Source organism: Peribacillus sp. AS_2 (assembly GCF_026891895.1).
Lineage (GTDB): Bacteria > Bacillota > Bacilli > Bacillales > DSM-1321 > Peribacillus > Peribacillus frigoritolerans.
In genome coordinates this window covers 23,025-35,652 of sequence record NZ_JAPTGA010000012.1, presented here as the reverse complement: position 1 = coordinate 35,652, position 12,628 = coordinate 23,025, and the positions used below count along the sequence as shown (strand labels likewise).

General features: G+C 38.8%; 13 protein-coding genes. All 13 read right to left on the bottom strand.

The window, feature by feature from the left end; all coding sequences use genetic code 11:
• Positions 1 to 1,311 precede the first annotated feature (1,311 nt).
• Positions 1,312 to 1,815 (bottom strand): flavin reductase family protein, encoded by a 504-nt coding sequence (locus OTG27_RS19895; protein ID WP_268937870.1) that lies wholly within the window; start codon positions 1,813 to 1,815, stop codon positions 1,312 to 1,314.
• A gap of 165 nt (positions 1,816 to 1,980) precedes the next feature.
• Positions 1,981 to 4,041 (bottom strand): (Fe-S)-binding protein, encoded by a 2,061-nt coding sequence (locus OTG27_RS19890; RefSeq protein ID WP_268937869.1) that lies wholly within the window; start codon positions 4,039 to 4,041, stop codon positions 1,981 to 1,983.
• 327 nt (positions 4,042 to 4,368) lie between these two features.
• A complete protein-coding gene (locus OTG27_RS19885; RefSeq protein ID WP_268937921.1) occupies positions 4,369 to 4,521 on the bottom strand; it encodes an aldehyde dehydrogenase family protein in 153 nt (50 codons plus the stop codon).
• Between the two features lie 46 nt (positions 4,522 to 4,567).
• Positions 4,568 to 4,741: an aldehyde dehydrogenase family protein gene (locus OTG27_RS19880; protein ID WP_268937868.1), complete on the bottom strand. Its 174-nt coding sequence runs from the start codon at positions 4,739 to 4,741 to the stop codon at positions 4,568 to 4,570.
• A gap of 109 nt (positions 4,742 to 4,850) precedes the next feature.
• Positions 4,851 to 6,032, bottom strand: a complete 1,182-nt coding sequence (locus tag OTG27_RS19875) for an iron-containing alcohol dehydrogenase family protein (protein ID WP_268937867.1) — start codon at positions 6,030 to 6,032, stop codon at positions 4,851 to 4,853.
• A gap of 36 nt (positions 6,033 to 6,068) precedes the next feature.
• The gene (locus OTG27_RS19870; protein WP_268937866.1) at positions 6,069 to 7,493 is read right to left on the bottom strand and encodes an NAD-dependent succinate-semialdehyde dehydrogenase; all 1,425 of its coding nucleotides are present in this window, start codon (positions 7,491 to 7,493) and stop codon (positions 6,069 to 6,071) included.
• Positions 7,494 to 7,575: 82 nt separating this feature from the next.
• Positions 7,576 to 8,760 (bottom strand): CaiB/BaiF CoA transferase family protein, encoded by a 1,185-nt coding sequence (locus tag OTG27_RS19865; RefSeq protein ID WP_268564812.1) that lies wholly within the window; start codon positions 8,758 to 8,760, stop codon positions 7,576 to 7,578.
• 66 nt (positions 8,761 to 8,826) lie between these two features.
• Positions 8,827 to 9,225, bottom strand: coding sequence for a PaaI family thioesterase (locus OTG27_RS19860; RefSeq protein ID WP_268937865.1), 399 nt, complete (start codon positions 9,223 to 9,225; stop codon positions 8,827 to 8,829).
• Positions 9,226 to 9,319: 94 nt separating this feature from the next.
• Positions 9,320 to 10,081, bottom strand: coding sequence for a carboxymuconolactone decarboxylase family protein (locus tag OTG27_RS19855; RefSeq protein WP_268937864.1), 762 nt, complete (start codon positions 10,079 to 10,081; stop codon positions 9,320 to 9,322).
• Positions 10,082 to 10,111: 30 nt separating this feature from the next.
• A complete protein-coding gene (locus OTG27_RS19850; protein ID WP_268564815.1) occupies positions 10,112 to 10,375 on the bottom strand; it encodes a hypothetical protein in 264 nt (87 codons plus the stop codon).
• A 49-nt stretch (positions 10,376 to 10,424) separates the two neighbouring features.
• Positions 10,425 to 10,961 (bottom strand): NADPH-dependent FMN reductase, encoded by a 537-nt coding sequence (locus OTG27_RS19845; protein WP_268564816.1) that lies wholly within the window; start codon positions 10,959 to 10,961, stop codon positions 10,425 to 10,427.
• 44 nt (positions 10,962 to 11,005) lie between these two features.
• Complete coding sequence (locus OTG27_RS19840; RefSeq protein WP_268937863.1) at positions 11,006 to 11,776, bottom strand: SDR family NAD(P)-dependent oxidoreductase; 771 nt, start codon at positions 11,774 to 11,776, stop codon at positions 11,006 to 11,008.
• Between the two features lie 49 nt (positions 11,777 to 11,825).
• Positions 11,826 to 12,620: an enoyl-CoA hydratase-related protein gene (locus OTG27_RS19835; protein ID WP_268937862.1), complete on the bottom strand. Its 795-nt coding sequence runs from the start codon at positions 12,618 to 12,620 to the stop codon at positions 11,826 to 11,828.
• Positions 12,621 to 12,628: the final 8 nt, after the last annotated feature.

The following is a 12,628-nucleotide window of genomic DNA, read 5'->3' as shown; positions in this document are numbered from 1 at the left end:
CTCCTACCAGCAGCAATTGATTTACTAATGCTACTTAACACTACTAAAATTCCTTTCCCTCTAACACAACAATCAAAGCAACTTATTCATTTCTCAATCCCCCTTTCCCCTTTAATAAAAGCAATTAGTGTGCCAAAAGAACATATCATGATAAGTCTTTATGGAAATTATGCTTGTCATACCCACATGATTCTTTTATTACCAGTGTTTTTTACTTGTTGGAAGGATTATTTATTTTAAATTCTTCACTTATTTACCCATACAATTTTATAATTTCCATTATCAAATGTTGCACTAATAAAACTTTTTGGTTTCAACAATGATACTACCTGGCTGCTTCAGTAATATACCTACCGCTTCATTTGGATGTCATAATAACATCAAATCGCATAATCGATACAATTGATTCATAGAGTGATTTAATACTTTTTTACATACGAGATTCATCTCATATAACTAAGTTTTGATACCCACTCTCATAAAGCTGTTACAAATAACTGAATTCCCCTAAATTAATACTTCTATAAAAATCCAACCTAATTCCCAAAGGATCATTTGTATAAAAATAGAGTATGATAAAGCTCTTCCCCTGCTGATTTTATGCAATGCTTTTGACCGAGAGTTCGATAAAGCCATCATCTAAACACTTATTTCCTTAATTATTTACCTATAAATAATGCTTGCCTTTTATCAAGAAAGGCTTGTGTACCCTCTTTCTTATCCTGGGATCCAAACAAAACTACCTGTGCCAGTTTTTCAATGATTAAAGATTTGCTTCATATTTTTTCAGAAGAGATGAGCCAACTATTATTTGATTCATTTCTCTCTCTAAAAACAACCTTATACCATTACTCCTTTCACTCTACGAATGCAAATACTTCATAACAAACGTTACATTTAATAATGCAATATATGTCCCAAAATATTTTTGATTTTTAACTATTTGAAACTTCAGTGATATAAATGTTAATATGGGTTTTACATAAATACAGTTCAATTATTAGAATCAATTCATGTATTATTCTTAATTTATGATGTTTAATTTGTGAAACATATTCATAGCCCTTTTGCATTAAGAATTAACTTTAAACAGTAAACGAATATCCTTGATTGGCTCACCAATAATTTTTTTTATTAACATTACGTTCAGCCTAGAAAAGGGGCTTTCCAAATCGCAGTTCACAAAGATTTCTCTGACAGCCCCTTATTGAGAAATTAGTTCCGCGATCTCAATTAGGTCTTTTGTAGAACGTGATAATCGAGTTAGTAATGACGTATCTACCCTTAGGATTCATTAAACTCCTATGAATGTTATTTTAATACTGGATAGAATTCCGAAGGTATTGATCCGAAATGTTTACGATGATAAAGCATAGGTTCTTTGTTATCCTTTTGAATATTTATTAATTCTCCAATTAAGATTGTGTGATCCCCTGCTTCTACCGTTTTAAACGTTGTACATTCAAGGACAGCGAACGCACCGTCAATAATAGGAAGCTGATTTTCAGAAAAATCCCAGTTACACTGACTAAAACGGTCTACATTTTTGCTAGCAAAAGTCTTACATAGCTCCTGTTGATCTCCAGCTAGAATATGAACAGCGAACTTCCCCCCTTCAACAAATGATTTTATTGTTGATACTTTATGGTCAACAGACCAAAGAATCATAAGTGGATCTAATGAAACGGAAGCAAATGAATTAACGGTTAATCCAACTGGTTTACCGACTCCATCTGTTGTAGTTACTACTGTAACACCTGTCGGATAGTTTCCCATTACCTCTTTAAATATCTGCTGATTTTCAGTATTTGTCATGATTACCTCTCCTTTATTATTTGTTTAAATTTTCGTAGGGGATAAATAATTTGATTTTAAGTTCTTCATAAGCACGGGTCTTTAGTACGCTACAACATGATCATATCCTTTTGGTTTTTTTGTAAGACAAGGATGCCTAACTTATAGGGCACCCTTTATAAACTATTATCCAGTTAATGAACGTTCAATAATCTCTGCAATATCCATTGTTTTGACCTGTTCTTCTACTTCCTTCGCTTTAATCCCATCGCTTAACATGGTCAAGCAGTACGGACAATTACTTCCGATCATCGATGGATTTACGCTAAGTGCTTGTTCAGTCCGCTCTACGTTAATCCTCTTTCCCTGCTTTTCCTCAATCCACATCATTCCACCCCCGGCTCCGCAGCACATGGAATCTTGTTTATTACGTTCCATTTCTAAGACTTTCACACCAGGAATCGAGGTAAGAATTTGACGCGGAATATCATAGATATTGTTATAGCGACCGAGATAACAGGAATCATGGTAAGCAATTGCTTCTTTAACTTCTTTAATCGGATTAATAAGACCATCTTGGATCCATTTCCAAATTAACTCTGTATGGTGATAGACTTCAGATTCTAGACCAAACTCAGGATATTCATTTTTAAAGGTATTAAAAGCATGAGGATCAATGGTAACAATTTTCTTTACACCGAATGACTGGAAATTAGCAATATTTTCTTGGCATAATTGCTGGAATAAAAACTCATTCCCCATTCTCCGTGCATTATCACCTGAATTCCGCTCTTTATTTCCGAGAATAGCGAATTTTATCCCAGCCACATTCATAATTTTGGAAAATGACTGTACGATTTTTTGACTTCGTTTATCATAGGAACCCATCGAACCTACCCAGAATAAGTATTCGAACTCAGACACCTCATCTACTGTCGGTACTTCGATGTCATCACGTTCATCGCGCCAGTTCATTCTCTCCTTACGGTTGAGCCCCCATGGATTGCTCTGTCTTTCAATGTTTTGAAAATAGCGACTTGCTTCTTGAGGAACATTTCCTTCGGTTAATACTAAATACCTTCTCAAATCAATAATTTTATCCACATGTTCATTCGCCACCGGGCATTGGTCTTCGCAGTTCCGGCATGTTGTACAAGCCCATAATTCTTCCTCGGTAATGACATCGCCAATCAAGCTAGGCATTTCAACCGCTGCCGCAGTTTCCTGAGCTGCCAACCCAGAGATAGCTACTGAAGAACCAAAAACGGACCTTGGCATCCATGGACTGCGTGAAGTAATAGCTGCTCCTTTTTCTGTCAAATGGTCCCTCATCTTAACAATCAGTTGCATAGGAGATAAGGTCTTCCCTGTCACTGAAGCCGGGCACATATTTGTGCAACGGCCACATTCTGCACATGCATAAAGGTCTATAAGCTGCTGCTGGGTAAAATTTTCAATTTTCCCGACTCCAAATTCCTCAGCTTCTTCATCCTCAAAATCTATTGTTTTCAATTTCCCTACAGGACCGGTTTTCTTGAAAAAAATGTTAAACATCGCGAATAACTCATGTGCTTGTTTTGACTGCGGTACAAACACCATGAATGAAAAGACTGTTACCATATGCACCCACCAAAATAGATAGAACAACACTGTTCCTGCCGTGGATCCAATGTCGGAAAACAATAACGCAATTGCTCCAGAAAATGGAGCATAGACCAGATTCGGTTCATGATCTAGCATAATTGCTTCGAATCCTAATGTAAGCAGGATGGATGAGGTTAGTGTACATAAAGCGATATAGACAAATGCAGCTTTGCCGTCACGCTTCCATTGCAATCGCTTTAACTTTTCACCATAACGACGGTAAAATCCGTATCCGACAGCCAACAGCATTAAGAATGTTGCACACTCCTGTAAAAGACTGAAATATTTATGCCCCTCACCAAAAGGAAATTCATAGCCTTTAATAAACCCCTTTATGATGAGTTCGATAAGTCCTACCTGAATGATAAAAAAAGTATAAAACAATACTAAATGCATAAACCCGCTTTTCTTGTCTTTAAACAATTTCCTCTGGCCAAACCCATTAATTAATACAGCATTGATCCGCTCTTTAAGATTTGGTTCAAACTCCGCTTTTTTTCCAAGCTTCACAAATAAATACCGGCTGTATAACAGGTTGGCAAACAAATAAATTGCATACCCTGAGATGACTAGGAAAGCAAAAAAATTCAACAGTGAAAACATGCTGATTATCCTCCATTGTCGTTTCTTAGTTCGTTTCCTTATCCGTACAAAGTTAGAATATCGATGAATGGATATTCATTATTATGAAACATTAAAAGGTGGAATGAATATACCCCTGTTTATAAGTGGGCTAAATTGCGCACTTACATATCCTGTTACTTGATTATAAAAAGACTGGTGTTTGACACGTTGCGTGAGGGCGACCGCCATTTCCACAGTTTTTTTAGGTAAAATAAATAAGTCAAGTTCTTTTGCCAGCATCGGAACGGAGGATAGCCCCCCCCCCCGCCCCATTTTTTGGCGGTACCAGGCACTATATTAACTTTTTTAACTATTAAGTATAAACTGATAGGAGATCGTCTTTATGTCAATATAATCTTCTATTCCTTGTTTTCCGAATTCACACTCAACGCCACTCTCTTTCACTCCACCAAATGGGGATTGTACGGAGAATGGATAGGGGTCATTGATACCTACCATTCCATTTCTAGCTTTTCTGCTACTAGGTGGACACGAGAAGCATCGTTCAATTTGCTCCTTTTGGTATGTCCACTTCATCGATGATTTTCACAAGCTCGAGCGATGAGAGCGATGCTTCTCTGGAGGGAAGTAAGATTACCGTATATCCTACCGCAAGTGCCGGAACCAGCTTACACACTCCCATCGATAAAGGAAAACTCCATGGCGTAATCGCTGCCACTACACCAATGGGACATCTAATGGTGGATATCCGTTTGTTCGGTGTGCCAGGTACTATAAAAAAGCTTGAAGGTCCCCTTGCACAATGATATCTTTTTTAACAAATCTGACTATCTTGGTAACACTTGGTCATAAATTTTGATCACATCTTCCTTATATACCTTTCGCGGATTGGATGGAATTGTGCCATCATCCATAGCACCGTCGGCCAACCGATCGATTATTTCATCTGTAACTTCGATCCCTAAAAAGCTGAAGTCTTTAGGTATATCTACGGAACCTGTAAATGATTTTAATAGACAAGAAAGTTCATTTGCAGCTGCTTGGTCATCCTTTAATACTAACTCGGGTTTAAATACCCTAGCTATTTCTGCAAATTTTTTAATATTGGAAATTAGATTAAACTCGATTACATATGGTAAGATAATCGCGTTTGCAACTCCATGCGCAACATTAAAGACTGCAGACATCGGATGAGAACAGGAATGTACAAGCCCTAATCCAGCCAAGGTAAACGCCATTCCTGCCATCGTACTTGCCAAATGGATTTGTGCTCGTGCTTCGTAGTTGGCCGGATTTGCATAACTTGCTAGAAGATTTTCCTTAATCATACGTATTGCCTGTAGCGCAAGCCCATCAGAGATCGGTGTGCTGCGAATTGATGTATAAGCTTCTATCGCATGGACTAATGCATCAATTGCTGTTGCAGAGACATGATGTTTCGGTAAAGTCGTTGTTAATATAGGATCAATAAAAGCGACTTTTGGAATAAGGTATGGAGATGCAATAGCATACTTTCGACCTACTGTAGGGTCTGTCACGATGGAAGCCCTTGTCACCTCAGATCCTGTTCCCACAGTTGTGGGGATGGCAAACAATAGAGGAATAGGTTTAATAATCGCCTTTTCTCCCCCTCTACGGAAATAAAGGATATGTCCGGAATGACTAACCACTACTCCTACTGCTTTTGCAAAATCCATCGCGCTTCCGCCACCCACTGCTATAATCATATCGCATGATTTCTCCTTATATAGTTCAGCCCCTTGCATAATCGTTTCTGCCTGTGGATTTGGCTCTACATCTGAAAAAATAATCGTTTCAATTCCATTCTCCGTTAATTCAGTGGTAATAGAATCTATTAATCCTGCTTTAACCAAACCATTATCAGTAGCAACAAACAATCTACTTTTATTAGCCTGCTGAATTTCATTTAGAAGTTCGTTTTTCACAACATTAAGACCGAATCGTACATTTGTCGGTAGACAAGCATTAAATTCCATATTTTGCAGCATTACTATTACTCCTTCAAATTTGTTATATAAGTACAACTATAGTTTAAACTGGTGTGAGATTGTCTTTATGTCAAGATAGTCTTCTATCCCTTGCTTGCCACCCTCACGGCCAACGCCACTTTCTTTTATTCCTCCAAATGGAGATTGTACTGTAAATGGAGACGGGTCATTTATCCCCACCATTCCGTATTCCAGCCTTTCTGCAACTCGGTGTACACGAGAAGCATCATTAGTAAAGAAATAAGCTGCTAATCCATATTTAGTATTATTTGCTTTCTGAAGGACTTCCTCCTCTGTTGTAAACCTGATAAGTGGTGCAACAGGACCAAATGTTTCCTCATAGGTTATCACCATTTCTTCCGTCACATCTCCTAAGACCGTTGGCGGATAGAAACTTCCATTTGCAAATGCCTCTCCTTCAAGATAGCTTCCTCCACATAACAATTTAGCTCCTTTATCCACCGCGTCTTGTACTTGTTCTTCAACTTTTGTTACCGCTGATGAATTGACAAGAGGCCCAATGTTCGTGGACTCATTCGAACCATCTCCAATGACCAATTCTTTAGATCTCTCTGTAAACCTACGGGAAAATTCATTGTAGATGTTTTCATGAACATATATCCGATTGGCACAGACACATTGCTGCCCTGCAGAAATAAATTTACTACTAATTGCTCCTTCTACCGCCAAATCCAAATCTGCATCATCAAAGACAATAAACGGTGCGTGACCACCGAGCTCCATAGAAACACGCTTCAGAGTATCGGCCGATTGTTTAGTCAGTACTTTACCAACATCTGTTGAACCAGTAAAACTGATTTTTCTAACTACCTCACTTGCCATAATCGGGTCTACAATTTCTTTTGTTCCACCAATTAATAAATTGACCACACCTTTAGGCAAGCCTACTTCATCAAGAATTTTTACAAGCTCTAGCGATGAGAGAGGTGCTTCCCTAGAGGGACGCAAGACGACTGTACATCCCACCGCAAGTGCTGGCCCTAGCTTACGCGCCCCCATCGATAAAGGGAAATTCCATGGAGTTATCGCTGCGACAACACCAACGGGTTGTTTAATGACGGATATCCGTTTATTAGGGAAAGAACTTGGAATAATCTCTCCATATACACGCCGTGCTTCCTCTAAAAACCATTTGAAATAGGCGATCGTGCTGTTCACTTCTGCTCGAGCATTAACAATCGGTTTTCCCATTTCTTTTGTAATCGTTTGGGCAAGATGTTCTTTTCTCTCATTAAGTCTGTCAATCACCTTGTATAAATAAGCGGACCTTTGCTCAGCTGTAAGCCCTGCCCATGCAGGAAAAGCATCTTGTGCCGCCTTAATTGCGTACTCTGTTTCTTTTACTCCTGACTGGTAGACTTCACCAGCGATTTCACCATTTACCGGATTTGTAATCTTCAAAATGTCATTACCTTTAAGCCATTCGCCATTTATATACATATAAACTCCTCCCGTTCATTTTCAATAAAAATGATTGCTGATTTTAAGTATCTTTATGTGCTCAAATAATAAGCTCTCGGAATCAAATAATATTTTTGCTTTTTAATTGTTTGATAGATTCTTGGTCATAGCCAATTTCTAGTAAAACTTCTTCCGTGTGCTCTCCTAATAAAGGCGGATGGTATCGAACAGACGTTGGCGTCTCTGAAAACTTCACTGGAAATGCAGGCACTTTGAGATTAGGCACATTCGGATGGTTCACTTCAACCATCGCCTCTCTTGCCTGCACCTGAGGGTGTGTTAATACTTCTTCAATTGTCTGTATCGGCCCGCAGGGAACACCGACCCTTTCTAACATCTCAATGATGTCTTCACTTTTCATTTGAGAAAATCTTTCACTTAAAATTGTTACAAGTTCCTCACGATATTTAACGCGATTAATATTGAGTTTGTATTTCTCATTTTCTAGTAAATCATTCCACTCCAGACCTATACAAAGCTTCTTCCACAACCCATCATTCGCTACCGCAATAATGACGTCTCTGTCAGACGCTTTAAACCCTTGATAAGGGACAAGGGTTGCATGGGCAGTCCCCATTCGCTTTGGATAAGAACCTGTAGCATAGAAACCAGTGACCATATGGTTCAATAACGCAACTTGACCATCTAATAAACTGACATCCAGATACTGCCCTTTTCCTGTCTGCTTGACACCATGCAGGGCACTAGAAATGGAAAAAGCTGCAAACATTCCTGTAGACAAATCGGCAATCGACATCCCTGCCTTTACTGGTTTATCAGTCTCACCAGTGATACTCATTAATCCCGCAAATCCTTGCATCAATACATCATAGCCGGCACGATTTTTTTCTGGACCTGTTCTCCCAAACCCGGAAATCGAACAATAAATTATTCGAGGGTTGATCTCCTTCAATATGTCATATCCCAAGCCTAATTTCTCCATCGTTCCTGTCCGGAAGTTTTCAACAAAAACATCTGCATCTTTCACCAATTGTTTGACGATTTTAATGCCTTCTTCCGATTTCAAATCAAGGGTAATTCCTCTTTTATTCCGATTCGCAGCAAGATAGTAACAGCTTTCTCCATTCCAGCTTGGCGGAGTAAATCTTCGCGATTCATCGCCTACTAACGGTTGCTCAACTTTAATGACCTCGGCGCCCATATCTGCCAGCAGCATTGTTCCATAAGGTCCAGCTAACGTACGTGATAAATCTAATACTTTGAACCCTTGCATTGGTAAATTCATTCCAACCCCTCCTCGAGTTAAGTCATTTTTCTGATGAACACCCCACGATTGAGCCTACCAATGGCGTTAACTGCGAGAGCGAGTTATTTTAAAGGTTGCCAACCCAATACTGACTAGTTCACCACACTCATTGACAATTCGAGCTTCAATAGAAGCAATAATTTTTCCTTGTTGTATGACTTCTGCAGTAGCAAAGAGTGTTTCGCCTTCTTTAGCCGGCTTTAAATATTGGGTGGTTAAAGAAATAGTGGCAAATTTAACCTCGCCAACACGCAGCTTAAAATTGATCCCCATCGCTGCATCCAATAGAGTGGAAAAAATCCCTCCATGCAACACCTGATTTCCATTTAAAAGCGGCTTCGTAATTGATAATCGGATTTTTGCTTGATTTGATTCAAGAGAATCGACTTTGATTCCAATCAGGTCCCAAAGTGGAGAACTCTCGTATCTTTCTTTCAAATCCACCTTATCCATCCACCCCTTTCAATTATTTTCTGCTTATATTCCCCATTAGCCTCTCTCTTTGAATAAACGCGATGCAACGGTATCTAGTTAAAAACTATCTACTTCTCTTGTTCATTTCTTCTATTAAAATAGGTATTCCCATTAACAGCGTATCAAAGCCCAAAGAGGAAGTTAATTGGAATACTTCTAAAATCTCCTCACTTGTCGCTCCGTACTTTCGCGCATTTTTCAGATGTACTTGGATACCTTTCCTAAATAAATGAGTAGTTGAGGCATCAATCGCTATATATATAAATTCAATAATCTTTGGCTCCAATACTCCACTCTTCAGGGGTGCAGTTAAAAAATCGGTGTAACTCTCAAAGAATTTCTCGTCCATTTGCAACAGGACATCTCTAAAACCGTTCCAGTAGCCCATTTGCTCAATAAAATCTGTCTTTAATTGCTTCTGTTGGTCGGTTAAATGGGCATCTTTGAATAAAGCTTCCAATTCAAACTCTTCTGCCATCAATGGAACACCTACAGCACAGGTATGCATGCCTAGAATACTGACAACCTTAAATACTTCTAAAATTTCCTCACTAGTTGCACCAAACCGGAGAGCGTTTTGAATATGAATTCTCGTTGCAGGGGCTGATAAATGAGTAGGTGATGCACTAATGGCAACATTAATAAGCTCTTTAATCTTTGGCTCAAGGACACCTGTTTTCCATGGTACAACAGTGAAGTTCGAAATTATTTCAAAGAATTCTTCATCAAGAACTAATAATTCATCCCACACATCATGCCAATTTCGGTTTATTTCGGTAAAATTTTTCTTTAGCTGTATTTGCCTATTACTTAGCCTATTCCCCATTTATATTCCTCCATAGGAAAACCTCGTTTCTTAAATGGCGACTTTATCCATATACTCTATTAACCTTTGACGCAAGCCGCCGTTACCAAATCTGACCCTTTTCTTTTCAGCAGTAGCATGAAACTGAATGAATCTTAAGATTTGTTTTCTTCGTTCTAAAATATTTATAATTCCGATATGGTAAAAATACTTGTCAATTTCGTTATAGACACCACGATTAATACCAAATTCTAAATCACACAGTTTTTGAAAAGAATAATCTGTTAAATGAATATTGTTTTTTTCAAATTCCATATGGTCCCCTCATTTTCAATCGATGATGAACATCGAATATTTCCTTTAATCAATTGGCCGCACTGATTAATAATTCCCCGTACTCTTTCGCTAGATTGCGTATCTGATCTTGAATTTCTGGATTATCAATTTCATTTTGAAGATTGAAATCTTTTGATGTAGCAAAAACATAGTTTGCAACATTCTTCATCTTTAAATAATCAGTAATTGGTTTAAGGTGTTTTTCAATTGCTTGAGCATGCTCTGGATTCCCGCCATTTGCAGCAAGCGCAATCGGTTTGCCTTCAAGTATAGTAGGTGGGATTAGGTCAAAGAGGTTCTTTAAAATTCCTGGAATGGACCCATGCATAATCGTTGTGCCTAAAATATACCCATCCGCTTTTTCCATTTTTGAAATTAGCACCTGAGTATACTCGTTATATTGAGTAATTGGCCTGCCATCACAGAAATCTAAGGAAAAATTCTTTAGGTCTACCAGTTCCACCTCATACTCTGGATACTGGTTTTTAACCTCATTTAAAAGAAACTCTGTGACAATTTTGGTCTTTGAGCCTATTAACGTCCCGCTTATGCCGATGATTTTCACTATTACCCTCCTCTAAAAACTTCATAACTTTATATAAATTAGACTTACACGACAGGTGATCCTGATACATAAATCACCTGTCCCGTCACGTAGCTGGCTTCTTTGGAGGTTAAGAATAAAATTACGTTAGCGACATCCTCCGGCTGACCTAGTCGTTGAATGGGATTTCTTTGAATAATAGCTTTTTTCACTTCTGAAAAGTTTTCAATGCCTCGACTCTTGGCATATGCTTCTGAGACCTTGCTCATTTCTGTCTCAATAAACCCTGGTGCCACCGCATTTACATTAATTCCGTATGGACCTAATTCAATAGCAAGGGTCTTGGTCATTCCTTGAATTCCTGCTTTAGCTGCCGAATAGTTCACGCGTCCGCGGGCTCCTACTGCGGCTTGGGAGGAAGTCATGACAATTTTTCCGTGGCCTTGATTGACCATATATTTTTGGACGGCTTGAGCACAAATATAACTCCCCTTTAAATTGACGTCTAATACAAAATCCCATTCTTCTTCTGTCATCTCGCCGATGATGTTATCTTTCAATACTCCCGCATTATTAACGAGGATATCGATTTTTCCGTATACTTCATTAACCTGTTCAACACAGCTTGTGACATCTTCTCGCTTGGTAATATCGACACGAAAGGTCAGACATTCTCCACCAGTGCTATGGATCTGTTCCACTGTTTCTTTTGCATCCTGTTCATTTTGATCAAATATCGCAACCTTCGCTCCCTTTTCTGCGAACAGGAGAGCGGTTTTCGCACCAATCCCCCGAGCTCCACCGGTAATAATGACTACTTTATCAGTAAAATCCATTATTCTTCTCCTCCTTTACGCCAACTCTGAGCAATGTCTATTTTCATTATTAAATTTCTTGGCTATTAAACCACTCAATCGCACCTTTAAGTCCAAGTTCTTTGATTTTTTCATGAACTAGTTTAATCCCATCCGCTGTGTGGATGATGGCGTCTTGTTCCGGGCCAAACATAATACCTGTTCTAAATCCTTGCAGCTCCATTATTCGGTTATGTGCTTTTTTCTTCAGAATTAAAATGTCTAAAGGCGTTTTGGCAATTCCACGAGCAATGTTTAAGGTTTCTTCCTCGAGTTCTTCACGTTTGAAGCATTTGGCGGCAAATCCATACTCAGTAGCTTCTTTCCCTGTAATCCGGCTGCCGGCTGTTAAATCAAGCATCTTCGCACGCTGAGGACCAACATGCCAGCCCCAATAAATGCCAACAAAACCGCCACCTAATGGCAAGGAAGGAAAACCGAACTGTGCCTCTTCATCAGTGATTACAATGTCACAGCAAGCCAAAAGCTGTGTGCCACCAGCAAGGGCAAAACCTTGAACCTGAGCAATGATTGGCTTCGGAAATTCCCAAATTCTTAGCCATCTTCTCGTATATTCTTCTAACTTATCTCTATCTTCCTGGACCGTTCGATTATTATATTTAGACACATCGTATCCAACACTAAAGGCACGCCCATTTCCTTTGATAATAAGAACACTTACTCCAGCATCATTTTTAAGTTCTTCCAACGCTTCATCCAATTCTTTAAATAAATCGGCATTTAAGGCATTTAGCTTCTCTGGTCTGTTTAAAATGATAAAAGCGATTCGTCCTTTTTTTTCAATCAGTACAGTTTTTTCTGACATAAAAGTAC

Excerpts from the sequence above, each read along its gene's own strand:
- OTG27_RS19875 (WP_268937867.1), bottom strand. The coding sequence starts at position 6,032 with ATGCTGCAAAATATGGAATTTAATGCTTGTCTACCGACAAATGTACGA.
- OTG27_RS19870 (WP_268937866.1), bottom strand. The coding sequence starts at position 7,493 with ATGTATATAAATGGCGAATGGCTTAAAGGTAATGACATTTTGAAGATT.
- OTG27_RS19850 (WP_268564815.1), bottom strand. The coding sequence starts at position 10,375 with ATGGAATTTGAAAAAAACAATATTCATTTAACAGATTATTCTTTTCAA.
- OTG27_RS19835 (WP_268937862.1), bottom strand. The coding sequence starts at position 12,620 with ATGTCAGAAAAAACTGTACTGATTGAAAAAAAAGGACGAATCGCTTTT.
- OTG27_RS19865 (WP_268564812.1), bottom strand. The coding sequence starts at position 8,760 with ATGAATTTACCAATGCAAGGGTTCAAAGTATTAGATTTATCACGTACG.
- OTG27_RS19855 (WP_268937864.1), bottom strand. The coding sequence starts at position 10,081 with ATGGGGAATAGGCTAAGTAATAGGCAAATACAGCTAAAGAAAAATTTT.
- OTG27_RS19840 (WP_268937863.1), bottom strand. The coding sequence starts at position 11,776 with ATGGATTTTACTGATAAAGTAGTCATTATTACCGGTGGAGCTCGGGGG.
- OTG27_RS19895 (WP_268937870.1), bottom strand. The coding sequence starts at position 1,815 with ATGACAAATACTGAAAATCAGCAGATATTTAAAGAGGTAATGGGAAAC.
- OTG27_RS19890 (WP_268937869.1), bottom strand. The coding sequence starts at position 4,041 with ATGTTTTCACTGTTGAATTTTTTTGCTTTCCTAGTCATCTCAGGGTAT.
- OTG27_RS19885 (WP_268937921.1), bottom strand. The coding sequence starts at position 4,521 with ATGGTAGGTATCAATGACCCCTATCCATTCTCCGTACAATCCCCATTT.